Here is a 23,219-nt window from a genome sequence, read left to right on the forward strand (position 1 = left end):
TTTTCCATATTGAAATTCTGCACCAGTTCAGGCGGCTTTTGTTACTCCGCCGGGCGCAGCATTGGTTGATCGGACTTATATCCCATAACCACCTCTTTCCCCGGCTCCGGGTCATCGGGCACATTCAGCGCCAGAACCAGTGACACCAACGCCATCGCCGCCCCGGCCAAAAACACCGCTGACGGCGAAATCAGCCACAACAACCCGAACGCCACCGGGATGAACACTGCGGCAATATGGTTGATGGTAAAGCTGACACCCGCCGTGGATGAAATGTCGGCCGGATCGGCGATTTTCTGGAAATAGGTTTTGATCGCAATCGCCATCGCAAAGAACAGATGATCGATGACATAAAGCGCCCCGGCCAGCTTGTCGCTTTCGACAAAGGCATAAGACACAAATACAATGAACAACCCTATATATTCAAATGTCAGGGCCTTGCGTTCGCCCCACTTGCCGATCAGCTTCCCGATCTTGGGGGCCATCACCATATTGATCGCATGGTTCAGAAGGAACAGAAGCGTAATGGTGGCGGCATCATAACCAAACTTCTCGACCATCAGGAACCCGGCAAACACCGTGAAAATCTGGCGGCGTGCCCCGCTCATGAAGGTCAGGGCGTAATAAAGCCAGTACCGTTTACGCAGGATCAGTTTTTTGGTCTGCGGGTGGGCATCGGCAAATTTCGGGAAGGCCATCCAGGCAAACAGCGCGGCAATAACCGTCAAGGCCCCGCCAAACAGATAGACATAGCGATATTCGACATCGAGAAGTTCCAGCATCGCCCAGACAATGCCGAACATCACCAGCGACGATAACGATTTCGCCGAAAGCTGTCGGCCCATCACCATCGCGGTGCGGTCCTTTTTCACCCATTGCAACGACAATGCCTGCTGCATGGTTTCAAAATAATGGAACCCGATCGACATCAGAACCGTCGTGCAATAAAGCCCGACGACGGTGGGGAAATAGCCCGAAATCGCCACCCCGATGCCCAGCACCAGAAGCGAGATCAGCGCAAAGGTCTGCTCGCGCAGGATGATCAGCACAAAAATCGCGGTAAAGGCCATAAAACCCGGAATTTCACGTAACGACTGCAAAATCCCGATCTCTCGACCGGTAAAATCCGCCATCTCGACCGAAAAATTGTTTAACAACGCCATCCATGTCGAAAACGACAACGGCATCGCAGCCGCCATGAAAATCAGCAGCACTTCCGGGTTGCGCCATCCCTTATGCGCAACCGCCCCACCCGACAGATCGGGATTGCCCGGCACCTCGATGGGGGCGGCATGGGTGCTTGTTTCCGGTTGTAAATCCTTGGACATGATGTTTCCCCGCACGGAACCGGTGGCAATTGGGGCACGTGCTTTTATCTGTTTGGTTGGAAGGACTTCAAACTAGCGTTGCCGCACACGTCTGTCTTGCGATAATCTGCCATCATATATTGCAAACAGGACATTCTTATGGATGGATCACGGGATATCCCGAAATATCCGCAACATTCCCGTCCCCGGCCCGATCACCTGCCGCGTCCGGTTTATGTCCGCATGAGCGACCTTCCCGCCGGGTACAGCATCGGCGCGCACAGTCACGACTGGCATCAACTGATTTTTGCCATCGAAGGCACCATGACCGTCACCACCAAAGCCGGCATCTGGGTCGTCCCGCCCCAGCGCGCGGTCTGGGTGCCGCCGGGCGTTGAACATGCCGTCAGTCACGCCACCTTCACCCGTGCGCGCCATATCTATATCGATAAAAATGCCCCGGTCGATTTGCCGGATCGCTGCACGGTGCTGGATGTAAGCCCGCTTCTGCGTGAACTGATCCGGGCCGCAACCGAAATCCCGATTGAATATGACGAAGCCGGGGCTGAGGGGCGGCTGATCCGCGTGCTGCTTGATCAGCTTAAACCGCCCAGAGACGATAACCTGCATCTGCCCGCCCCCAAGGATCCGCGCCTGGCGCGCATCTGCGAACAGTTGCAGGCCAATCCGTCTGATAACCGAACCCTTGATAACTGGTCGCGCGATTGCGGTGCATCGTCACGCACGCTGGCCCGCCTGTTTCAACGCGAAACCGGCATGCCGTTTCGCGACTGGCGGCAAAAGCTGCGCCTGCTTTACGCGCTTGAAAAACTGGCCCATCATCGACCGGTCACCGAGGTCGCTCTTGATCTCGGTTATGAAAACACCTCGGCCTTTATCGCGATGTTTCGCAAGGCCACCGGCAAAACGCCGGGTGGGTATTTCCGGTAACGCAGGAGGATGAAATGAGCGAAAAATCATACAATGGCGGCTGCCAGTGCGGTGCGGTGCGTTATCGTGTCGACAAGCTTGATCTGGATAAATCGATCACTTGCAATTGTTCGCGCTGCCAGAAACTCGGATCGGTTCTGGCCTTTACGCCGCGCGATAATTTCGTACTGAAATCCGGCGGGCAGAACCTGACCGAATATCTTTTCAACGATAAAAAGATCAGTCACCAGTTCTGCAAAACCTGCGGCATCCAAAGCTTTGCCTATGGCCAACTGCCCGACGGCAGCAAAATGGCCGCCATCAACGTCAACTGCCTTGACGATGTCGACCCGCGCAGCCTGACCCCGCATCATGTCGATGGCAAAAGCCACTAATTACCCCCCTCACAATCATCATTCCTGCGAAGGCATGAATCCAGACGGGTCCGCGAACAGATGACAAATTGGTGTATCGACTGCGCGCGATCCCTAAAATCGACCACTGAGTTTCGCTCGACCCTGATATGAAAAAATCTCAGTATTTCATACGACTTATTCAGGGTACTGCTTGATAAGCGGGACATCCTTCCCGCCAAATGCAGGGTAATCCCGAAAATGGGCAGTGTATGGTCCGGGATCGGCTTGCGGCTTGCCGCCACCGGTCTGTTTGCAGTGATGAGTTTGTTTGTCCGTCTGGCCTCGTTCGAGGCACCGGTCGGGCAAATCATGTTCTGGCGAAGCTCTGTCGCCCTGATCCCCATCGTCCTGTATCTGATGTGGCGACGCCAGTTTCCGCGCGGCCTTCGCACCGCCCGACCGTTCGGGCACCTGAAACGCAGCACCTTCGGCCTTGTGTCGATGTTCTTTTCGTTTCTGTCGCTCGCCTATCTGCCGCTTGCCCTTGCGACGGCTCTTGGCTTCCTCGCCCCGCTTCTCGTCTTGCCGGTAGCGATGATCATGTTGCGTGAAAAGCCCGGCATGGCGGTCTTTACCGCGACCTTTGCCGGTTTTGGCGGGGTGTTCCTGATGCTGTGGCCAACATTCTCGACACCGGGGATCGATACCGGCGTTCTGATCGGCATCGGGGCGGGTCTTGCCATGGCGGTCACCACCGCCTTTGCCAAGGTGCAGATCAAGGCCCTGACCAGCACGGAATCATCGGGCACCATCGCATTTTATTTTGCCGTGATCTGCTCGCTTGGCGGTTTGCTGACCCTGCCGTTCGGCTGGGCCGATCCGTCGCCTGAAATCCTGATGTGGCTGATCGGAGCGGGTCTTACCGGCGGTCTTGCCCATATCTTCATGACCGAGGCACTGGCACGTGCGCCCGCATCCACATTGGCGGCATTCGAATATACCGCAATGATCTGGGCGTTGTTGCTGGATGTCACGGTATTTGGCCTGCTGCCCGAACCGGTTTCCCTGTTTGGTGCCTTCCTGATCGTGCTGGCCGCCGCCATCGTGATGTTTGGGGACAAGCTCGGTGTGCCCGTTCCCAAACCCGATATCACTGCCGCCCAGGCACAGGGAAAGCCGGGGGAATAGCCCCCGAAATAGCCCCCGGCCCATTACAAAGCCCGGATCAATCCCGGCTTTCGCGCAATTTGGTCATCGCATGCAGGGCAAGATTGGTGGGAGTTGGAATGCCAAGTTCCGCCCCCTTGCGCACGATATAGCCGTTCAGGAAATCGATCTCGCTGGTTTTGCCCCTCGCCAGATCCTGTGCGGTGGATGAATATTGCCCCGGCATGGTTTCGGCGATCTTTTCAATCGCCCCCCAGACATCGCCGGGTACGGTCACCCCGCATCCCTTGGCGACCGCAAGGCATTCATCAACCGCATTGCGCATGACATCCCAAATGCCTTCGCCCTGAACCAGACGGCCATAGGGCATCTGCGATATTGCCGATAACGCGTTATAGGCACAGTTCAAAATCATCTTGACCCAAAGCGCACCTTGGGCATTATCCGAAATCTCGACCGGGATATGCGCCGGGCGCAGCGTTTCGGCAACGGTTGCACTTTGCGCAGACTGCCCGATTACCAGTTCACCGCGACCATGATGTTTGACATGACCTGGCCCCTCCATGCTGGTCGCGACATACACCACGGTCGGGATCACCGGCAATCCAATGACGGCCGATAAACGTTCGGCGTTATCAACCCCGTTCTGAAGACTCATGACGATGGTATCAGGGGCCAGAAACGGCTTGATCTGCGCCCCGGCATCATTGGTATCGGTGGATTTGACGCAAAACAGAACCAGACCGGCACCAGCAATTGCCGCCACGTCGGCGCTGGCATTCATTTCAATATACTGCTGCGTTCCACCAAATTCCAGAAGCAGTCCATCTCGATTGACAGCATCGACATGGGCTGGCCGTCCGATCAGGGTCACATCATGCCCGGCCCGCGCCAGCATCGCCCCGTAATAACAGCCAACAGCCCCTGCCCCCATCACCGCGATTTTCATGTCTGGTATCCTGCATGTGGTTTTACCAATCAAAGCTCTTGCGCCGATCAGATGTCAAACGCGGCATCAATCGACGACACTTTCCGCCACAGATCAAGCCCCCAACGTCACAACCGACACATGATCGGCCTTCCAGCCCCCCGGCCAAACTTCCGCATCCCCGCCGCGAAGCTCGCGGATCAAACCGATAGGAACATCACGCGCCAGCAAAAGCGGCCCGTCACCCCCATCGTCAAAATCCGGCGCGACATGGGCAAAAACCCCGGTATGGCCAAGCTGCGGCTCGCAAGGAGTAAATACCGAACAGCCAGAATAATTCGTCGGGTTCTGGGTGGTCTGGTTGGCGGTTCCCGTCGTGCCGCATACCGCAATGCTGCACATCAATTCAACCGCACGCGCCTTGGCACAGCCAAACACGCGATGATATCCCGATGGCGTTGCCGTCATGGAAGGCACCAGCAATACATCGATATCAAGCGGTGCCAGCAGACATGAAAGCGCTGGCATTTCGATATCAAGGCAAATCAGCACCGCAATCCGCAATCCCCGCCAGTCAAATGTCGCAAACCTGCTGCCCGGTGTCAGGTTCCAGTTATCGGGTTCCTGTTCACCCGGCGTCAAAGACATTTTATCCTGAACAATGCGCGTGCCTTCGGGTGTGAAAATCATCGCGCTGTTGGTCTGGCCCCGTTCCGGTTTTGCCGGATCGACATGATGGGGCATGCTGCCTGCCACCAGAACCATGTCATGCTTTATTGCCAGTTTTGCCGCGTGATCGCAGGCCGCACTGGCATGATCGGCCATCCATGCCATTTCCTGATCGGTGCGCAAGCCGTCGGGCTTGAACGCCAACCACTGTTCTGATGCATATTCCGGCATGACAAAGATATTCGCCCCGTCCGCCTCGGCCATTTTGTGATCGATGTGATCAACCCAGTCCTGCAAACCGTTCAACGGCACCCCCAGATTGGTCGCCCAAAGGGCAATCGAAACGCTATCGCGGTTTGGCATATCGGTCGTCATGTCATCTTGTCCCATTTGTCGCAAATGTCACCGGACCGGCACAAAGCCGCCCGGTGACACATCTTTTCTTAAGGCAGCTGCCTCACCCCTAGTTCTTGAGCTTGGTCCAGACACGGTTGCGCAAATCGCGCGCCTTGGCCGAGCAATTCTGCCCCGGTATCAGAAGGTCGGCATATTCTTCGGGCATATTGACCGCCGGATCATTTTTCAGCGACTCATCCATGAAGGCGTCTGCGCCCCTGATCCCGTTCATGTAACCGGCATAGTTCGACGCGGCGGCGGCGTTTTCCGGCTGCATCATCCAGTTGATAAAGGTTTTCGCATTCTCAAGGTTCGGCGCACCAGTCGGCACGACGAAATGATCCGACCAATAAGTCAGGCCTTCTTTGGGATACACAAACACTGCCTCGGGAATGGTTTCCTTGGTTCGGTGTGCCGCCCCGTTCCACTGCATATGCATCTGCACTTCGCGGGCCGACATGCGGTCAATCGTGCCTTCAGAGCTGTAAACCGCAATATAGGGTTTTTGTTTCAGCAACACGTCGAGAACCTTTTGCGCCTCGGCCGGGTCTTCCGTGCATTTTTTGACCCCGATATAATACGACGCCGCATTATACATTTCGACTTCGTCATTCAGCGCGCCGATCTTGCCCTGAAACTCTTCGCGCGGCTCGAAAAACTCTTTCCAGCTTTGCTCTATCTCGGCATCAGTCCCAGCCGCGTCGTAGGTAAAGCCGGTGGTGCCCCACAAATAGGTCACCGAATATTTCCGGTCCGGGTCGTATTGCATCGTGTCATGCGGTTTGGCGACATTCTTGAAGTTTTCAAGGCTCTTAGCGTCAAATTCGGTCGCAAGCCCGTCTTTGATCATGGTGTCGACCATATAGTCCGATGCCACCGCGATATCATATCCCGATGCCCCAGCCTGCAATTTCGCCAGCATGGTTTCATTGGAATCATAGACATCAAGCGTCACCTTGATCCCGGTATCGGCTTCGAACTTTTCAATCAGTTCCGGCGGAAAATAGTTCGACCAGTTATACAGGAACAACTCGCCGTCGGCCTTCGCCGCCCCGGCAGACAACAACGCAAGTGCCGATGCTCCCAGAAGTACAGAACGTATGTTCATCCTAAGACTCCCTGTTTTGGACGGTCCTATGTTGATTATTTGCGACCGGCCCGTCCGTAAAACGGTCGCGTTCTGGGGAATGGTCCCTCATCAGTAACGAATGCGGTCAATCAGGAACGAAACGCTGACAAACAGGATCGACACGACCAGCATCAGGGCCGAAACCGCGTTTACCTCTGGCGTGATACCAATACGGATCATGCCAAAAATATAGATCGGCAATGTTGTCGCCCCGGCTCCGCCGACAAAATAGGAAATGACGAAATCATCCAGCGAAATGATGAAGGACAACATCGCACCCGACATGATCCCCGGCCACAATAACGGCAATGTCACACGCCGGAACGCTTTCCATTCATTGGCATAAAGATCAGTTGCCGCCTCGACCAGGGATGGGTCCATTCCTTCAAGCCGGGCTCGAATCGGCAGATAGGCAAACGGAATGCAAAACACCGTATGTGCGGCAATCACACTGATCAGGCCAAGCTTTACGCCCAGCGCCACAAAGAATAGCAGGGTCGCAATCGCGGTCACAATTTCGGGCACCAGCAAGGGCAGCGCCAGCATCGCCGCCACGCCGGTTTCGCCGCGAAACCGCCTGCCCGACATGCCCAATGCCGCCAGTGTCGCGGCAAGGGTCGCAACCACGGTTGCCGAAACAGCAATGATCAATGAATTTCGCGCCGCGCGCAACATATCGTCATTGCCAAGTGCCACCACATACCAGTCGGTCGTAAAGCCGGTCCAAATCGTCGCCAGCCGGTTTTCGTTAAACGACAAAACAATCAGCACGACAATCGGCAGATACAGATAGGCAAAGAAAAAGATCGCCATCGGCGTCACGCCGCGAAACCGCCATAACGGGCTGGAGGAATCAACTTTCATGATTTTTCCTCCGGCAGGGATTTGAACTTCATCGAATAGGCCATCATCGCCAGCAACACCACCGCCAGCAGAACAAAGCCAAGCCCCGCCCCAAACGGCCAGTTACGCGCTGATCCGAACTGACTGCCGATCAGATTGGCGATCATCATGAATTTGCCACCGCCCAGAAGCTCCGGCGTGACATAGGCCCCAAGACAGGGCACGAACACCAGAATACATCCGGCAACAATCCCCGGTGCCGCCAATGGCAAGATCACCCGTGTCATCGCGCGCAGCTTGTCCGCGCCCAGATCGAATGCTGCCTCGATCAACCGATGATCAAGCTTTTCCAGACTGGCATAGATCGGCAAAACCATGAATGGCAGATAGGTATATGTAAGCCCGATCGACACGGCATAGGGCGTGTAAAGGATATCAAGCCCTCCGGTTTCCAACCCCAATGCGCCCAGCAGATTGTCAAACAGCCCGCCATTGCGCAGCAACAGGATCCACGCATAGTTGCGCACAAGGATGTTGGTCCAGAACGGAATGGTCACCAGGAAAATCAGAAAATTCCGGCGGCTTTGCGGTTGGATCGAAATGTAGAAGGCGGTGGGAAAACCCAGAACGAGGGCAAAGACCATGGTCATGGCCGAAAGGCCGAACGACCGCGCGAAGACCTGAAGATAATCGGTATTGATCATCAGGTTGTCCATCAGGTCGCGTTCAAAGATGAAACTGATATAGGCATCAAACGAAAAGACGCCCCAGTTCACCCCGCCATATTCCCCGCGTTCAAGGATCGACACATAGGCCATCTGCATCAGCGGCACGGCCATAAAGAACCCGATATAAACAACCGCCGGAGCAATCAGCCAAAATCGTTTACTACGAAACAGATTGCCCATGATCAATCCACCAGCACGCGGGCGGCATCGGCCGGGATAGTCACCGAAACGGGGTCACCCTTGGCAAAATTGCGGGTTTCGGTCTGGGCATCTGCAGTGCCGCCGGAATTCTGCATCCTGACCCGCAAGGATTGCTGCCCGCCGCCCAGTTCAATGTGATAGGCCGTATCTGTCCCGATATAGACCACACCGGAAACCAGGCCTTCCAATCGGCCTTCTTTGGACTCGCCAGCAGGATCAAGGCTTAACCGTTCCGGGCGGATGGATACCGTTACCTGGCCGGATTTCTGCGGCGCGGTTATCGCTTCGCCAAGCGACACGTCCCCGACACCGTCAACCCGCAACATCAGATCGCCCTGCGCCGACGTCAAAAGCTCCCCGGTCAGGAAATTGCTTTCGCCAATGAAATCGGCAACGAAGCGATGGGTCGGTTGTTCGTAAATCTCGCGCGGGGCACCGATCTGTAAAATGTGACCGGCCTGCATCACTGCAATCCGATCAGACATCGCCAACGCTTCTTCCTGATCATGGGTGACAAAGACAAAGGTGATGCCGGTTTCGGTCTGCAATCGTTTCAGTTCGATTTGCATTTCCTTGCGCAATTTCAGATCAAGGGCGGACAATGGCTCGTCCAGCAACAGAACCTTGGGGGCCGGAGCAAGGGCGCGTGCCAGCGCAATCCTTTGCTGCTGCCCGCCAGAAAGCTGGCTTGGACTTCTGTCGCCATATTGTGCAAGCTGCACCAGTTCCAGCATCTCGTCTGCGCGCGCATTGGCCTGCTTGCGATCAATGCCCTTCATCTCAAGCCCGAATGTGATGTTCTGGCGCACGGTCAAATGCGGAAACAGCGCATAGGACTGGAAAACCGTATTGATCGGCCGCTTGTAGGGCGGCAAGTCCTGCAAGGCCGCACCTTCGAGCAGGATTTCACCCGATGTCGCCTGCTCGAACCCGCCGATCAACCGCAGCAAGGTGGTCTTGCCACAACCCGACGGGCCAAGCATCGTAAAAAATTCGTTATGGAATATATCAACAGAGACATCATCAAGCGCCTTGACAGCGCCTGTGCCACTGCCGAAAGACTTGCTGACAGATCGTGCCGCAACAACAATTTCTGGCATATGCACCCCTGATTTGATTTTCTAAAAATCATACAGGAAGGGGGATGTCATGCAACGCTGTGGCGCATATTACCCGCCCGACACAGGCTATTCCGCAGCTTCTGACAAAAATGCGAAGTCAAACCGTCGAATATTCAATCTGAAATCATAAATCCGTGCAATTGTTCCAACCAATTCAGAGGGATATCGCCGAAAAGCAGGTCAAAACGCGAAATTATCAGATCATTTCTTGATCAGATAATTCCACTGGCGCGCAATTTGGCAATCTGCGCGTCGCTCAGATCCGCCACCTGACGCAGGATGTCATCGCTATGCTGGCCCAGCATCGGCGGCGCGGTTTCACCGGCAATTGGCGTTTTGGAAAATTTGATCGGATTGGCAACTGTGGGCACCTTGCCCGCGGTTGGATGATCAAGATATCGCACCGTATCGCGATGTTTGACCTGCGGGTTATCAAACACCCGATCCAGCGTATTGATCGGACCGCATGGTACATTTGCGGTTTCCAGAATGGCGATCCAGTCATCGGTGGTTTTCATCACCATCGCCTGACGAATTTGCGGCACCAGCGTTTCGCGGTTGGCGACCCGGGACCGGTTGGTGGCATATCGTGCGTCATCGGGCAAATGCCCGATCCCGGCAACGTGGCAAAAGCTTCTGAACTGGCTGTCATTGCCGACCGCAAGGATGATGTAACCATCCGCCGTCGGGAAAGCTTCGTAGGGCACGATATTGGGATGCGCATTGCCAAGCCGCCCAGGCGCCTTGCCCGTCGTCAGGTAATTCATCGCCTGATTGGCAAGGATCGCGGTCTGAACATCCAGCAGAGCCAGATCGACATGCTGTCCCTCGCCCGTCGCATCACGGTGGCGAAGGGCGGCAAGGATGCCAATCGTCGCATAAAGCCCGGTAAAGATATCGGCAACCGCCACACCAACCTTCATCGGCTGGCCGCCCGGTTCCTGATCGGGTGCGCCGGTAATGCTCATAAGCCCGCCCATGGCCTGGATCATGAAATCATAACCCGGCCGGTCCTTATAGGGGCCATCCTGCCCAAAACCGGTGATCGAACAATAGACGATCTTTGGATTGATTTCCGACAGTGATGCGTAATCCAGCCGATATTTGGCAAGCCCGCCGACCTTGAAATTCTCGATCACCACGTCGCATTCAGCGGCAAGTTTATGCAGGATTTCCTGCCCCTCGGGCTTGGTCATATCAATCGTCAGCGACTTTTTGCCGCGATTGGCCGACAGGTAATAGGCCGCCTCGCTGGTATCTTTACCTGTAACGTCCTTGGCATAGGGCGGCCCCCAGCCACGCGTGTCGTCGCCCGCACCCGGACGTTCGATCTTGATCACCTCGGCACCCATATCGGCCAGTGTCTGGCTGGCCCAAGGCCCCGCCAAGACACGCGAAAGATCAAGCACACGAAGTCCAGAAAGCGCGCTGGTCATCATTCCATCCCGGGATCGTCATCAAAAAGGAAAAAGGGCGACACCAAAGATCGGTGCCGCCCGTAATCGAAGTCCTCAGCCCTCGGCGCTGAACGCCTGAATGCCGGTCTGGGCACGTCCAAGGATCAGGGCATGCACATCATGCGTACCTTCATAGGTATTGACCGCTTCAAGGTTCATCACATGGCGGATGACATGGAATTCATCGGCAATGCCGTTGCCGCCATGCATGTCACGGGCAACACGCGCGATATCAAGCGCCTTGCCGCAGTTATTACGCTTCATCAGGGAAATGGCTTCCGGTGCGGCTTTTTCTGCATCCAGCAAACGGCCCAGCTGAAGCGCGCCCTGAAGACCAAGGGTGATTTCGGTCTGCATGTTTGCCAGTTTCAGCTGGATCAGCTGATTGGCGGCCAGCGGACGACCGAACTGTTTGCGATCAAGGGTATATTGACGTGCCGCATGCCAGCAGAATTCAGCAGCCCCCATCGCCCCCCATGCAATGCCGTAACGTGCCTTGTTCAGGCAACCGAACGGCCCGCCAAGGCCCTTGGCATTGGGCAACATGTTTTCCGCCGGGACAAAGACGTTATCCATCACGATTTCACCGGTGATCGACGCACGCAGCGAAAACTTGCCTTCGATCTTTGGCGCGCTCAGGCCCTTCATGCCTTTTTCAAGGATGAAACCGCGAATGACACCTTCGTCATCCTTGCCCCAGACGACAAACACATCGGCGATCGGGCTGTTGGTGATCCACATTTTCGATCCCGACAGGGTGAAACCGCCGTCGGCCTTGCGGGCGCGGGTTTTCATGCCGCCCGGATCGGACCCGTGGTCCGGCTCGGTCAAACCAAAACAGCCAACCCATTCACCGGTCGCCAGTTTCGGAAGGTATTTCTTGCGCTGTTCTTCGCTGCCATAGGCATAGATCGGATGCATCACAAGCGAGCTTTGCACCGACATCGCCGAACGATAACCGCTATCGACGCGTTCGACTTCGCGCGCGACAAGGCCATAGGCCACATGGTTGACACCCGGTCCGCCGTATTCTTCGGGGATGGTCGGGCCAAGCAGGCCAAGTTCGCCCATCTCGGTCATGATTTCGCGATGGAAAATCTCGTGCCGGTTGGCTTCGAGAACACGGGTCTGAAGGTTTTCCTGACAATAGGCGCGCGCCGCGTCACGGATCATGCGTTCTTCTTCGCTCAGCTGATCTTCAATCATCAGCGGGTCTTCCCAGTGAAAAGGTGCGCGGCTTGCCATCGTCCTGATCCCTTATGAAATTTTTGAAACCAAAGCAGGGATGACGCCATAGAAGGGCGAGACGGCATCATCCCTGAAAGCTTATCGCTTCTGGGCTAAAGCTAGGGATTGGCAGGCAAGCTTGCAAATGATAAATCGGATATAGTTTATGCGTAAAACTCATAAACTAGCGACAACAAGCCCAGATAAAGCGCAAATATCGCCATATTTCGAGCAATCAGATCATGAGCCGCCGCATCCCGAGCCTTAAAGCGCTGAGTTGTTTTGAGCAGACCGCCCGCTTTGGCAGCGCATCACGCGCCGCCGAGGAGCTTTACCTGACGCAAAGTGCCGTCAGCCGCCAGATACAGGGGCTTGAAGACTGGCTGGGCTGCAAACTGTTTGCCCGCCAGAAGCAGCGCCTCGTCCTGACAGTCGAAGGCGAAAGTTATTTACAGGCAATCCGCCCGGCGCTGGATCAGCTTGAAACCGCCACCCTGACATTCCTGTCTGGCGGAGCCGAGGGCGGGGTTTTGACCATCGCCGCCCCGCCGACTTTCGGGTCGCGCTGCCTGATCCCGTTGCTGCCCGATTTTCGCGGCCGCCATCCCGATATCGTCATCAACTTCATTTCACGGATCGGCATTCCCGATTTTGACCGTGAACAGATCGACATTGCGGTGCTGTTTGGCGATGGAAACTGGCCCGGGCTGGATGCGCATTTGCTGCATGGCGAGGAAATGGTCCCGATCTGCAGCCCGAAGCTGATCGAGAATCTGGATTACTCACCAAAACCAAATAATCTTCGTGATTATTCACTTTTACACATAGCCACCCGCCCCCGCGGATGGAGCGACTGGCTGGCAGCGAGTGACCTTACCGATATTGATGGGGAAAACGGTCCGAAGTTCGAACATTTCACCATGGCGATGCAAGCCGCCATCGCAGGCCTTGGGGTGGCGTTGCTGCCGACATTCGCGATCGAGGATGAATTGGCCAATGGCCGGATCGTTGCCCCCTTTGGCCCGCCACGCGCAAGCCCGTTTCATTATTACGCGACAAGCCCGGTCGGCCGGTCACGCAATCCGAAAATCCGGGCTTTCATGACCTGGCTTGATCAGCGCAAAAAACAGGAAGAACTGACGGCATAAAAGGCAGGCTCAACTTGCCTTTCTGCCTTCAAGCGCGCGCAGTGCATTCATGCCGCGACGGCGCAGAAGATCGGCTTCTTCGGGACCATCGATGATTTCAAGCAGCCGGACAATCGCCATCATGTTGCGCTGGGCATTATCCAGTTCGTCGGCATCAAGCCGCCCCATGCCATCCACCCCGGCACGCCCGATCTGGTTAAGCTTTTTCTTGAGCTCCACCACCGCCTTTGTCGCCGAACTTTGCGCGGCCAGAACATGCGAAATGCGCGCGGTTTCGGCAATCGCCTCGGCTGATTGTTCAGCGGCCAGAACCTTTTCCTCGTCAAAGGGCTGGGCAAAAATCGGGCGCACACCCTGCCGGCCGGACCCCGGGCCCTGCTTGGTTTCGATCTGCGGCAGGGCATCGATGATGCGATCAGGGCTGGCACCAAACATGGTATTGGCCATCGCCTTGGACACCCGACGGCGCGTTTCCAGAAGCTTCTCGCCCCAGCGGCCATCCTTGCGGATGTTAAATTCACGCGTGATGCGGGTAAATTCCGACGCATACCAGCGCGCAAGCGACAGGATGTGATGTTCGCCCTTGCCCGCACCGACCCCCTGTTCGATCTCGATCACGGTTTCCGCCAGAAGATCAATGATCAGATCACCGGTGGTCGCAAGATTGGTGCTGGAAATCGTTCGGTCATCGGCCTTGCTTGATAGCACGCGGATCAGTTTGAAAAGTTCGCTTGGCCGAAGCAGCCGGGCCAGAACAGCCAAAAGGTAAACCGGCTCGTATCCCGGTTTTTCTTCGGAAATCTCAACAAACCGGTCGCGCAGCCAACTGATATCGGCCGTGCCCAGACTTCTGATCGGGGCCGATGGGAACCGTTTGCGCATCGCAGTGATTTCTTCGCCAACATTCAGGATTTTGCCGATCTGCTCGAATGCGGGAAGATGGCTGCGCGAACCAAGCCGCGTTGCCAATGCGCGTTCGGTCTTGACCCCGTTCAGCGAATTTTCGATTTCCTGCGCAATGCACACCGACGCCAGCTTCCACATCCGGCGTTCTGCCTGCTCAAGCATATCCTGATCACGTTTGGCCGCCGCCTTTTCGATATCGGCAATCGCCTTGGTCATTTCAGGGCCGCCCGTGGCCTCGACCACCTTCCAGATCGGCATCAGGGATGAACGGCTGATACGGATACTTTTCTCGACCGGTGGTGCCGAAGTCAGCAGATCTTCGAAAGGATCGCAGAACTGGCGCATCGGCGTCGGATAGCGTTCAGGCTTCAGCGACGCCAGACGCGGGCGCAGGATTTGCAAAATCTGTTCATGCGGCAACGGCAGCTTGGGATCGGCGCGGTCACTTTCGATTGCGCGGGTAAAGCGGGCAATTTCCGAACTGCTCAGCGATTCAAACAGATCACCAAGCTGGGAAACACCCATATTAGCGGCATTTTCAACCTTCACGCCGACTGCCTCCGGAACCGCTCCAGCCGGTCGACCATGTCGGCGTCAATTTCACCACTGCCCAGTTTGCGCAACTCGGACGCCCACAACATCTGGTTAACACGGACATCGACCCAGAATTCATATTCAATTTTCTCTAGTGCCTCGATCGGCAGGACCGGCGCAAAACTTGCGATTTCCTCGACAATTTCACGCTGCCGAACCCGATCATGTTGCGGACGCGACCGCCACAGATCAATCAGCTCCTGCCACCCGTCAAGCACCCACCACAAGCGGTCAATATGCTTTTGCATATCTTCCTTGGCCTTGGCCCAGTCTTGCAGGACCTTGCCCAGTTCATTGTTCCACAAATCAATCTTGCGCAGCAACCGCAAGGCATGGTCCTTGGTGGCACTGGCGGCATTGATCACGCGTGTCGCCATAAAGCGGAAATCGGATTGTTCGGAAATCGACCATTCCTCGACATCGCCGGCAAGTTTCTGCAAACCGAATGTCAAATGACGCAGCGGCCCTTCGCACCCCTCTATCGCAAGGCCTACCGGCGCGCTCAGGATGCTCCAGTCACCCAGGGTATCGATGATCGAATCATTTTCCAAACCGGTCGATGTCGCAAAACGGTTCAGCGCCTTGCGCGCCCTGATCTGACCATCCATGGTCAGCAGGTCTTCGCGCTTCATGTCCTGAACGTCATTACCGCCAAGCTGGCGCAGCGCCTGATAAAGCAGCGTCAGTTGCCCCAGTTCACGTGCGGCCTTTTCGTCCTTGTTGCCGGTAATCCCGGCACGAGCCAGCGCAACACCGCCAACACCAGTCACCGCCACCGCGCGCGCATGCTCGCGCACCATTTCCGGGGTGAATTTTTCAAGTGTGATCAACCGGTCAAACAGCATCCGGTCATGAACCGACAGATCAAAAACCTCGCGCAGGGTTTCAAGCGGCATTTCATAGGTGCCAAGCCCGCCCGAAAGCCCCGGAAGACTGACAAGCGTGCGACCGCTTTGGCCGATCAATACGCGCGAATAGCGCAAGCTTTTGGTCGTGAATGGTGTCCGCACGCCGCGCGACGCAAAAGATGCGGGCAAACAGGACAAGGCATCGGGCTGCCCTGCACCGATTTTGGGGGAACTACCTGCCCCTTTATTTGCAAGCTGCTGTCTGGTCATTCTCGGCTTTGATCAACCCATCCCGACTAATCTATTCTTCGGTCCATCTGCTTTTGGCCTTTCGCGCTCTCAGCTCACGCCATCGGTACCGCTGCCAAGCTTATACTAACGCGCAGGCCAGTCCACGACAAAGGAACCGGTTTTGCGAACTTGCAGGTTACCGGGACAAGCTGATGAAACCCTTAACGCTTCGGATAGGTCAAACAGGCCGGAAGATCAATGCTCAATAACCGCAAAAGTGCAGAAACCCGCCCCAAAACAACTTTTGCCCCCTGCGCCCGGGGTCAGATCGAACATCAAAGTGTTTCCTTCGCCTTTTCCCAGGTATTGACATAAGCCTTCCATTCCGCGCCATCGGGGATGCTTTCATCGATATTGACCATGTCGGCACAGTCGATCATCACCGCCACCTCGTCGGTTTCAACCGGCACCTTGATCATGGTTTTCTGATAGGAACACGGATGCGGACCATGCGGGAAACCGCTGGGGTGGAAGGTTGCCATACCGGGCTTGATATTGCCCCGGCTGTAAAACTCGCCCCGGTGATAGAAGATGAACTCGTCGAAATCCTCGTTCGAGTGATAGAACGGCACGCGAAGCGTCCCTGATTCACCTTCGCCAATTTTCGGCACAAAGGTACTAATGGCAAACCGGTTGGCGACAAAGGTGCTGTGTGCCGCGGGCGGCACTGGCTGATCCGGTTGACGATCCTGTCGCAAGTCGCGCCAGTTCAACCTTACGACACTCAGGTCGCCCTGCCAGCCCACCGCATCCAGCGGATTATAGGGATAGGTCAGGGTCGAAATTGCATTGCGACGCTTGATGTGAATTTCCCAATAGGCTTCGTCCTGCTGGGCACGGAATTTGTCATCAAGTCGCGGCACTTCGAAACTGGTCGGGTTGATCGACGGATGACCTGCCGACTGGGTGTCGTTTGGCAGGCCAAAGGCATCGTTGGTGGCCTCGATAAACAGGAATTCGGACGGATCGGTTGCCTCGAACCGCCAGGCCGTGCCGCGCGGCAGCAGGATGTAATCCCCATCACGATAGGGCATGTGGCCGTAATCGCAATAAAGCGCGCCGCTGCCATTGTGAACAAAAGCAAGCGTATCGCCATCGGCATTGCGCGCCAGCGCATGCATTTTGCCATCCAGCCGCCAATAGCGGACTTCCATCACGGCATTATGCACAATACGGCGCGCCTGCAACGGGCAATCCGGCCCGGCGGCCAACTTGTTCAGATCGAACGCCCGCGGTCGAAGCGGCCCTTCGAAAGAAGCCCAGCCTGCCGGTGGGTGTTTATGATAAATGTGTGCTGATGGCCCAAGGAACCCGTTACGCCCTATTTCGCGTTCATGAACGGTAACGGATGGGGAATTTGTTGAACCTGCGGCATTCTTGGACGCTGCAACGCAATTGCCTTCGCTGTTCGGAAGACGAATCCAGTTCTTCACCTGACACCTCCCGGCCGGATCGGCCATATAAAAGGGCTTGTCGGATTTGCCCGTTATATAAGGATATGTGCAGGTCAGCAGACCTTTTCAAGCCGGGTATACATTTGGAAAAGTACAACTTTCAGATGTGTCCTGCGATATCCGCTGCTTTCCATCAAAAGGGGAAACATCAATTCCCCCGTTCCGATATCCAAACCGGGTGGCAGCGAAGGCAATGATGAAAGCAGCCAGGCGCTGTCCGACGGAATATTGACGTCGTTGATGTGGCAACAACGTCAAATGCACGATGCTTTCACCCCTGTTGCCACCATTCGGACGGGGCAAAGTGGTATCAGACGACCCGTTTTAACAGGCGTGCGAATTCCGTTTTTTCGACATTGCGCACACCATTGGCGTGAAAGTGCTGAATGTGGGGACCCTGTTCGTGATGTTTGCTACGTGCTTCCATCGACTCCCATTCTTCAACGAACACAAAGCATCCGGGCTCGTCCCGATCTTCAAACAGGTCATAGCGGATATTGCCGTCTTCTTTGCGCGATGGTTCGACGACTTCCGCCAGATCGCGACGCAGTTCGTCCTCTTTTCCCGCCTTGGCCTTCAGCCCGACGACGATAAACAGGTTGCTCATTTACTGATTTTCTCCTTGATCGAATGGCGACGAACAGGTTTCTGGTCGCCGCCATCGTTTGCCAACCGTTTTTGACAGATGCCTTAACAGACGCTTTGGCCTATTTATTTCTCGGTCGCCTTTTCGACGTTGAAACCGTCAAAATTGTCAAAAACGCCCATGAAACCGGGAACCGTTGCCTCGCGCGCCCAGTCCCGCTGGAGTTCGCAATACATTTGCACACGGCTGATAAGCTTCACCCCGGCCTGCTCCATACGACGAAGTGCAGCTTCGTGGGCGGCAAGCGACGTACCGCCAACCGCATCAACCGGTACATAGATTTCATAACCTTCCTGAATGGCATCAAGTGCCGGAAAGGTCAGGCAGGCCTCGGTCCAAAGGGCGGTCATGATCAGTTTAGGACGCCCGATTTCCTTGACGGCTTCCTTGAACCCTGTGTCCTCCCAGCTGTTGATCGAGGTACGATCATAGGTCGGCAAATGCCCAAGCACGTCCTGAAGTTCCTGAATCGGTGGCTTGTTGCGACCGGTTTCGACATTGACGGTCGAATGAACGATCGGCAGGTCGTAATTGACCGCAGCCTTGGCAACACTGGTGATGTTGAAGACCAGTTCTTCGCGGGGCATCGAACGGATCGAAGACACCTGGATCGGCTGATAATCAATGACGATCAGGGCCGAATTTTGCGGCGTCAGAAGTTGGTCGGTATGGGGATTACGGATTTTCTCGCTTGCCATCTGGCAGGTCCTTTCCTTGGTTAAAAACGCGCTTCTGTTTGGGCAAAGCCCGCTTTTGGTGAATGGGGTAGCGCGCAGCCCCTTCACGATTTCGGCAGATTGCAGCCATGACTGCGGGCGTGGTCCTGCCAATCGATGGCCAGCGGAATGAAGTTCGATGCGTCGGCAATGCCCGTTAAACTGATCACCGGTCAGGCGGCGGAAACAAAAGTGGGGATGACGAAACAGGCCAAAAGCCAGCTTTGCGGGGGCATTCGTCATCCCCGCCCCGGATCAGCCCCGGGTGTCTGTTACCGGCGTGTTAAGCAATTGCTGTTCCCACAGGAAAGCACTACCGCTTGCGCCGGCGTGGTCCTTGAGTATCTCTGCCAGCTCGACAATATGTTCGGTCCGGGCCCAGTCGCGTTGCCATTCGGATGCAACGGCCAGCCAGGTCATCATATTTGCCCCGGCAGCAATCATGCGCTGGATCGCGACCTGATGCGCCTCGACCGAAACACCGCCACAGGCATCGGTCACCACAGTCACATCCCAGCCTTCGCCAAGCGCCTGTATGGTTGGCATCGCGACACAGACTTCGGTCCAAAGACCGGCAATGATCAGCTGCCTGCGCCCGGTTTCCTTGACCGCATCGACCACTTTCTGGTCCTGCCAAGTGTTGATCAATGTCCGATCAATGATTTCTTGCCCGGGGAAGACATCGGTAATCTGCGGGAAAAGACGACCGCCTTGGGCGGCAATCACGGTTGTCAGGATGGTTGGCACACCAAACGCCTTGGCAACCTTTGACAACCCTGCTGTATTGTTGATCACCATATGGGGATCGTGACTGTTCAGGTTTGCAAGCTGATAGGGCTGGTGATCGATAAGAACGAGCACCGAATCTTCGGGGCGAAGAAGCGAATCGAGGCCATTGCGAAAAGTCATGACGATCCTTTGCTGCCATATTGAAGGTGGTTTACCGAAAGGCTTCTTTTCGGTTGCTGCACTGCCAAAACTGTCATACCGGTCAGGGTTGCACTACCGACCAAGTTTGCTACGCAGTGTCGCAAAATCAGGGACGCTAAATTGGATTTAGATGATTTACAGACTTTTGTAGAAGTTGCTGATGCTGGTGGTGTTTCACCTGCCGCACGGCGGCTTGGCGTGTCCAAATCCGTCGTTAGTCGGCGGCTGATCCGGCTTGAAGCCGAACTGGGTATCCAGCTTCTGACGCGCACAACACGCGGGGCTTCTTTGACCGAGGCCGGGGCCATGTTCCGGGACCATGCGGCCAAAGCCTGCGCCGAGATTAATTCGGCCAGAGAAGTGCTATTACCCTCGGGTCAGCTATGTGGCGTGCTGCGCGTTTCGGTGCCGCTTTCCTTTGGGCCAGATCACTTTGCTCCGGTGCTGGCGGAATTGGCTGTGCGCCATCCGCTGCTTCATCTCCATACGTGTTACAGCGATCAGGTCGTCGATCTCATATCGGGAGGATTTGACTGCGCGATACGCCTCGGATTTCTTGAAGATTCAAACCTGATCGCACGGCGTGTTGGCCCGATTTACGGAACGGTTGTCGCAAGCCCGGCCTATATCAAAGAACATGGCGCGCCCGATACGCCGGAAGAATTGCAATCCCATCAGGCTCTTATGAAGGGAAATGAGGCATGGCAGCTTATGGATGGTGACAAGGTCATCACGGTTCGCCCGCAGGGGCGCTTCAAAGCAGACAACGGAACCGCACTTGTCGCCGCAGCCCTTGCCGGACTTGGCGTCGCCTACCTTCCGGATGGCCTTATCGCCGGACATATTGCATCGGGGGCGCTGGTTCGCGTGATGCAACGTTATCCTATTCCAATGGCGGGAATGTACGTTGTCCGCCCGCCATCACAGCATCCCGACCGGAAAGTCCGCGCATTGACCGAATTGCTGATCGAACATTTCGGATCAGTCTCGTGCATCGCCTGAATGCAACAGCTCGCAGCAAGGGAGAAACCTATGGATAAAATCACCGGTGGCTGCCTATGCGGCAAAGTCCGGCTTGTGGCAACGGGAAAGCCGTACCGGGTTGGCCTGTGTCATTGCCTTGATTGCCGGAAACACCATGGCACGCTTTTTCACGCGTCGGCGGTTTATCCAAAGAACGCGGTAACGGTCGAAGGCGACGTGCGTGATTATCAGGGGCGCTATTTCTGCCCGACCTGCGGATCATCGGTTTTCGGCCATAGCGGGGACGAGATCGAAGTGAATATCGGGTCGCTCGACGCGCCCGATCAGTTAAAGCCCACCTACGAGCTTTGGACCATTCGCCGCGAGGGGTGGCTGCCGGAATTTCCGCTTGCGAAACACTATGAGCGGGACCGGGAAGGCACGGATCGTTCGGAGGAATAGGGGAACAGAAATGGTGCGCCCGACAGGATTCGAACCTGTGGCCCCCAGATTAGGAATCTGGTGCTCTATCCTGCTGAGCTACGGGCGCACTTTATCGGCAAGAGGCATTCAATTAGCAGCTTCGATAGCTGCGATCAATCCGCCAGCGCCGCAAATATGTCGTACCATGGCCAGAAAAGCAAAAAGCCCCGCAAAATGCAGGGCTTGAAGCGGCGTTCCGGAACGTCGGATCACTCAAAGATCGCGTCGATCGGAATGGCATAGGTCAGAGACAGGATTTCCGTGCCCGGGTTTTCGTCGCCGATGCTGGCGTTCGAAATGTGGGCGATACCGAGGCTCAGACGTTCGCGGCTGTCAAAGCGGAAGCCGAGCTCAAGACCGGAACGGAATTCGATCCAGTGACCAAGGTCTTCGCCGTCACCCTGATGGTAGGCTCCGACCGAGGTATAGATGCTGGAAACGAAGTGATCGCCCCACAGCACATCCATCGCCAGACCGCCATAACCGTGTGCTGCCTTGTCGCTGGTGACCATCACGCCGGTGATCGGGCGCAGAACGCCAAACATCGCGTGCTGGAAACGGTAATCAAGACGGAATTCAGCGGCTTCTTCATCCTGCGTGATATCGACCATACCGGTCGAGAATTCCAGCAGGCCGCTGTCATTGTTATTGCCAAGAAACTGCTGCGCGTTTGCCGCACCTGCAAATCCTGCGACCAAAAGCAGGGCCAGGATTTTCCCCAAAACCAACCGCATTAACCTAAGTCCCCTCTAGGATAAATTTGGGCATATACTACCCAACCGTATGATATAAACAACAAAACAATGACACGACTGTTTTAATTTTTATCAAAGCCGGTGCCATTAAAGGAATTCGTGGCACGCACAAGTTCGCGCACGATCCCCGGTTCACTTGCCGCGTGACCGGCATCCTCAACGATATTCATTTCAGCACCCGGCCATTGCGCGTGCAGCTCAAACGCGGAAACCGGCGGACAGACAACGTCATAGCGGCCCTGAACAATGCGGGCCGGCAGATGACGGATTCGATCCATATTCCGAAGAAGCTGGTCAGGGGCAAAGAACCCCTTATTGACGAAATAATGATGTTCAAGCCGCGCCAGCGCCAATGCGATCCCGTCACCTTCGAAATCCGCGACCAAGCCATCATCGGGCAGCAACGTGCAGCAGGTCGCCTCGAACCCGGACCATGCGCGCGCCGCTGCAACCGCGGCAGCTTCGCCGTCCCTGCCGGCAAAGACATCGCCATAGCGATCCAGCAGGGCAGCACTTCCGGGGTTGCGATCAAACCCGACAGCGGCGAGGAATTTTTTCTCGGCCTCGGCAAAGAATTTGCCCATGCCATCCATGAACCAGTCGATTTCCCGATCCCGGCACAGGAATATCCCGCGCAGAACAAAACCAAGCACCTGTTCCGGGTGGGCCTGCCCATAGGCAAGCGCCAGCGTTGACCCCCATGACCCGCCAAACACCAGCCATTTATCAATGCCGCGATCCTGACGGAGCGCTTCGATATCGCCAATCAGATGGTCGGTGGTATTGTTTTCAAGGCTGCCGAACGGGCGGGATTTACCGGCACCGCGCTGGTCATGCAGGATCACCCGGTATTTTTCGGGATCAAAGAAGCGGCGCGACTTGGGCGATATCCCACCGCCGGGCCCGCCATGCAGGAAAATCACCGGAATGCCGTCGGGATTGCCGACTTCCTCCCAATAGATCGCATGCCCGTCGGGCCGTTCCAGCCAGCCGGAATAAGCAGGTTCGATCTCGGGATAAAGCATT

At 55.9% G+C, this 23,219-nt stretch carries 23 protein-coding genes and 1 tRNA gene; 6 read left to right on the top strand and 18 right to left on the bottom strand.

What is annotated here, in order from left to right; all coding sequences use genetic code 11:
- Nucleotides 1–41 precede the first annotated feature (41 nt).
- Nucleotides 42–1,328, bottom strand: coding sequence for an MFS transporter (locus IT971_RS18105; protein ID WP_139189975.1), 1,287 nt, complete (start codon nucleotides 1,326–1,328; stop codon nucleotides 42–44).
- A gap of 138 nt (nucleotides 1,329–1,466) precedes the next feature.
- On the opposite strand from IT971_RS18105, the gene IT971_RS18110 reads away from it, so the two are divergent.
- From IT971_RS18110 to IT971_RS18120, 3 genes are all read left to right on the top strand, one after another.
- Nucleotides 1,467–2,258 carry a helix-turn-helix domain-containing protein gene (locus tag IT971_RS18110; RefSeq protein WP_007090174.1) on the top strand — a complete coding sequence of 264 codons (792 nt, stop codon included), beginning with the start codon at nucleotides 1,467–1,469 and terminating at the stop codon, nucleotides 2,256–2,258.
- A gap of 14 nt (nucleotides 2,259–2,272) precedes the next feature.
- A complete protein-coding gene (locus IT971_RS18115; RefSeq protein ID WP_063094715.1) occupies nucleotides 2,273–2,632 on the top strand; it encodes a GFA family protein in 360 nt (119 codons plus the stop codon).
- Between the two features lie 219 nt (nucleotides 2,633–2,851).
- Nucleotides 2,852–3,781 (top strand): DMT family transporter, encoded by a 930-nt coding sequence (locus IT971_RS18120; protein WP_083195719.1) that lies wholly within the window; start codon nucleotides 2,852–2,854, stop codon nucleotides 3,779–3,781.
- Nucleotides 3,782–3,818: 37 nt separating this feature from the next.
- Here the strand turns inward: IT971_RS18120 and IT971_RS18125 are convergent, their stop codons facing one another.
- From IT971_RS18125 to IT971_RS18160, 8 genes are all read right to left on the bottom strand, one after another.
- Entirely contained in the window at nucleotides 3,819–4,709 is an 891-nt protein-coding gene (locus IT971_RS18125; protein WP_065701779.1) for a ketopantoate reductase family protein, read from the bottom strand.
- Between the two features lie 93 nt (nucleotides 4,710–4,802).
- Nucleotides 4,803–5,732: a nitrilase-related carbon-nitrogen hydrolase gene (locus IT971_RS18130; protein WP_065702141.1), complete on the bottom strand. Its 930-nt coding sequence runs from the start codon at nucleotides 5,730–5,732 to the stop codon at nucleotides 4,803–4,805.
- 88 nt (nucleotides 5,733–5,820) lie between these two features.
- Complete coding sequence (locus tag IT971_RS18135) at nucleotides 5,821–6,861, bottom strand: extracellular solute-binding protein (protein WP_065701780.1); 1,041 nt, start codon at nucleotides 6,859–6,861, stop codon at nucleotides 5,821–5,823.
- 90 nt (nucleotides 6,862–6,951) lie between these two features.
- On the bottom strand, nucleotides 6,952–7,746 hold the full coding sequence (locus IT971_RS18140; RefSeq protein WP_065701781.1) for an ABC transporter permease: 795 nt from the start codon (nucleotides 7,744–7,746) through the stop codon (nucleotides 6,952–6,954).
- A complete protein-coding gene (locus tag IT971_RS18145; protein ID WP_065701782.1) occupies nucleotides 7,743–8,633 on the bottom strand; it encodes an ABC transporter permease in 891 nt (296 codons plus the stop codon). Before IT971_RS18145 ends, IT971_RS18140 begins: the two co-directional genes overlap by 4 nt.
- 2 nt (nucleotides 8,634–8,635) lie before the next feature.
- Nucleotides 8,636–9,754: an ABC transporter ATP-binding protein gene (locus IT971_RS18150; protein ID WP_065701783.1), complete on the bottom strand. Its 1,119-nt coding sequence runs from the start codon at nucleotides 9,752–9,754 to the stop codon at nucleotides 8,636–8,638.
- 233 nt (nucleotides 9,755–9,987) lie between these two features.
- A complete protein-coding gene (locus IT971_RS18155; RefSeq protein WP_065702142.1) occupies nucleotides 9,988–11,211 on the bottom strand; it encodes a CaiB/BaiF CoA-transferase family protein in 1,224 nt (407 codons plus the stop codon).
- A 75-nt stretch (nucleotides 11,212–11,286) separates the two neighbouring features.
- The gene (locus IT971_RS18160) at nucleotides 11,287–12,477 is read right to left on the bottom strand and encodes an acyl-CoA dehydrogenase (RefSeq protein WP_065701784.1); all 1,191 of its coding nucleotides are present in this window, start codon (nucleotides 12,475–12,477) and stop codon (nucleotides 11,287–11,289) included.
- 224 nt (nucleotides 12,478–12,701) lie between these two features.
- Between IT971_RS18160 and gcvA the strand changes: the two genes are divergently transcribed.
- On the top strand, nucleotides 12,702–13,607 hold the full coding sequence (gene gcvA / locus IT971_RS18165) for a transcriptional regulator GcvA (RefSeq protein WP_007090180.1): 906 nt from the start codon (nucleotides 12,702–12,704) through the stop codon (nucleotides 13,605–13,607).
- Nucleotides 13,608–13,616: 9 nt separating this feature from the next.
- Here the strand turns inward: gcvA and IT971_RS18170 are convergent, their stop codons facing one another.
- From IT971_RS18170 to IT971_RS18195, 6 genes are all read right to left on the bottom strand, one after another.
- Nucleotides 13,617–15,062, bottom strand: a complete 1,446-nt coding sequence (locus tag IT971_RS18170) for a hypothetical protein (protein WP_065701785.1) — start codon at nucleotides 15,060–15,062, stop codon at nucleotides 13,617–13,619.
- Nucleotides 15,059–16,225, bottom strand: coding sequence for a hypothetical protein (locus tag IT971_RS18175; protein ID WP_065701786.1), 1,167 nt, complete (start codon nucleotides 16,223–16,225; stop codon nucleotides 15,059–15,061). Before IT971_RS18175 ends, IT971_RS18170 begins: the two co-directional genes overlap by 4 nt.
- Nucleotides 16,226–16,521: 296 nt before the next feature.
- On the bottom strand, nucleotides 16,522–17,679 hold the full coding sequence (locus IT971_RS18180; RefSeq protein WP_065702143.1) for a homogentisate 1,2-dioxygenase: 1,158 nt from the start codon (nucleotides 17,677–17,679) through the stop codon (nucleotides 16,522–16,524).
- A gap of 331 nt (nucleotides 17,680–18,010) precedes the next feature.
- Entirely contained in the window at nucleotides 18,011–18,307 is a 297-nt protein-coding gene (locus IT971_RS18185; protein ID WP_065701787.1) for a putative quinol monooxygenase, read from the bottom strand.
- Between the two features lie 104 nt (nucleotides 18,308–18,411).
- Complete coding sequence (locus IT971_RS18190) at nucleotides 18,412–19,305, bottom strand: hydrolase (protein ID WP_196871089.1); 894 nt, start codon at nucleotides 19,303–19,305, stop codon at nucleotides 18,412–18,414.
- A gap of 12 nt (nucleotides 19,306–19,317) precedes the next feature.
- Nucleotides 19,318–19,971: a hydrolase gene (locus IT971_RS18195; protein WP_065701788.1), complete on the bottom strand. Its 654-nt coding sequence runs from the start codon at nucleotides 19,969–19,971 to the stop codon at nucleotides 19,318–19,320.
- A 141-nt stretch (nucleotides 19,972–20,112) separates the two neighbouring features.
- Here IT971_RS18195 and IT971_RS18200 point away from each other — a divergent pair, with 141 nt between their 5' ends.
- Both IT971_RS18200 and IT971_RS18205 read left to right on the top strand, forming a co-directional pair.
- Nucleotides 20,113–20,994 (top strand): LysR family transcriptional regulator, encoded by an 882-nt coding sequence (locus tag IT971_RS18200; RefSeq protein WP_065701789.1) that lies wholly within the window; start codon nucleotides 20,113–20,115, stop codon nucleotides 20,992–20,994.
- Between the two features lie 30 nt (nucleotides 20,995–21,024).
- Nucleotides 21,025–21,417, top strand: coding sequence for a GFA family protein (locus IT971_RS18205; protein ID WP_007090184.1), 393 nt, complete (start codon nucleotides 21,025–21,027; stop codon nucleotides 21,415–21,417).
- 11 nt (nucleotides 21,418–21,428) lie between these two features.
- On the opposite strand, the gene IT971_RS18210 is transcribed toward IT971_RS18205, so the two are convergent.
- The 3 genes from IT971_RS18210 to pip all read right to left on the bottom strand — a co-directional run bounded on the left by IT971_RS18210 (nucleotide 21,429) and on the right by pip (nucleotide 23,218).
- Nucleotides 21,429–21,505: transfer RNA gene (locus IT971_RS18210), tRNA-Arg, on the bottom strand.
- Between the two features lie 142 nt (nucleotides 21,506–21,647).
- Nucleotides 21,648–22,172, bottom strand: coding sequence for an acyloxyacyl hydrolase (locus tag IT971_RS18215; RefSeq protein WP_007090185.1), 525 nt, complete (start codon nucleotides 22,170–22,172; stop codon nucleotides 21,648–21,650).
- Between the two features lie 83 nt (nucleotides 22,173–22,255).
- On the bottom strand, nucleotides 22,256–23,218 hold the full coding sequence (gene pip / locus IT971_RS18220; RefSeq protein ID WP_139189976.1) for a prolyl aminopeptidase: 963 nt from the start codon (nucleotides 23,216–23,218) through the stop codon (nucleotides 22,256–22,258).
- Nucleotide 23,219: the final 1 nt, after the last annotated feature.

The sequence above is a fragment of the Thalassospira sp. B30-1 genome (assembly GCF_015767575.1).
In the GTDB taxonomy this organism is placed as follows: domain Bacteria; phylum Pseudomonadota; class Alphaproteobacteria; order Rhodospirillales; family Thalassospiraceae; genus Thalassospira; species Thalassospira xiamenensis.

Excerpts from the sequence above, each read along its gene's own strand:
- IT971_RS18145 (WP_065701782.1), bottom strand. The coding sequence starts at position 8,633 with ATGGGCAATCTGTTTCGTAGTAAACGATTTTGGCTGATTGCTCCGGCG.
- IT971_RS18120 (WP_083195719.1), top strand. The coding sequence starts at position 2,852 with ATGGGCAGTGTATGGTCCGGGATCGGCTTGCGGCTTGCCGCCACCGGT.
- IT971_RS18195 (WP_065701788.1), bottom strand. The coding sequence starts at position 19,971 with ATGACTTTTCGCAATGGCCTCGATTCGCTTCTTCGCCCCGAAGATTCG.
- IT971_RS18140 (WP_065701781.1), bottom strand. The coding sequence starts at position 7,746 with ATGAAAGTTGATTCCTCCAGCCCGTTATGGCGGTTTCGCGGCGTGACG.
- IT971_RS18110 (WP_007090174.1), top strand. The coding sequence starts at position 1,467 with ATGGATGGATCACGGGATATCCCGAAATATCCGCAACATTCCCGTCCC.
- IT971_RS18190 (WP_196871089.1), bottom strand. The coding sequence starts at position 19,305 with ATGACGAATGCCCCCGCAAAGCTGGCTTTTGGCCTGTTTCGTCATCCC.
- IT971_RS18135 (WP_065701780.1), bottom strand. The coding sequence starts at position 6,861 with ATGAACATACGTTCTGTACTTCTGGGAGCATCGGCACTTGCGTTGTTG.
- IT971_RS18105 (WP_139189975.1), bottom strand. The coding sequence starts at position 1,328 with ATGTCCAAGGATTTACAACCGGAAACAAGCACCCATGCCGCCCCCATC.
- IT971_RS18115 (WP_063094715.1), top strand. The coding sequence starts at position 2,273 with ATGAGCGAAAAATCATACAATGGCGGCTGCCAGTGCGGTGCGGTGCGT.
- IT971_RS18160 (WP_065701784.1), bottom strand. The coding sequence starts at position 12,477 with ATGGCAAGCCGCGCACCTTTTCACTGGGAAGACCCGCTGATGATTGAA.
- IT971_RS18150 (WP_065701783.1), bottom strand. The coding sequence starts at position 9,754 with ATGCCAGAAATTGTTGTTGCGGCACGATCTGTCAGCAAGTCTTTCGGC.
- IT971_RS18130 (WP_065702141.1), bottom strand. The coding sequence starts at position 5,732 with ATGACGACCGATATGCCAAACCGCGATAGCGTTTCGATTGCCCTTTGG.
- IT971_RS18125 (WP_065701779.1), bottom strand. The coding sequence starts at position 4,709 with ATGAAAATCGCGGTGATGGGGGCAGGGGCTGTTGGCTGTTATTACGGG.
- IT971_RS18155 (WP_065702142.1), bottom strand. The coding sequence starts at position 11,211 with ATGACCAGCGCGCTTTCTGGACTTCGTGTGCTTGATCTTTCGCGTGTC.
- pip (WP_139189976.1), bottom strand. The coding sequence starts at position 23,218 with ATGCTTTATCCCGAGATCGAACCTGCTTATTCCGGCTGGCTGGAACGG.
- IT971_RS18175 (WP_065701786.1), bottom strand. The coding sequence starts at position 16,225 with ATGACCAGACAGCAGCTTGCAAATAAAGGGGCAGGTAGTTCCCCCAAA.
- IT971_RS18215 (WP_007090185.1), bottom strand. The coding sequence starts at position 22,172 with ATGCGGTTGGTTTTGGGGAAAATCCTGGCCCTGCTTTTGGTCGCAGGA.
- IT971_RS18205 (WP_007090184.1), top strand. The coding sequence starts at position 21,025 with ATGGATAAAATCACCGGTGGCTGCCTATGCGGCAAAGTCCGGCTTGTG.
- IT971_RS18185 (WP_065701787.1), bottom strand. The coding sequence starts at position 18,307 with ATGAGCAACCTGTTTATCGTCGTCGGGCTGAAGGCCAAGGCGGGAAAA.
- gcvA (WP_007090180.1), top strand. The coding sequence starts at position 12,702 with ATGAGCCGCCGCATCCCGAGCCTTAAAGCGCTGAGTTGTTTTGAGCAG.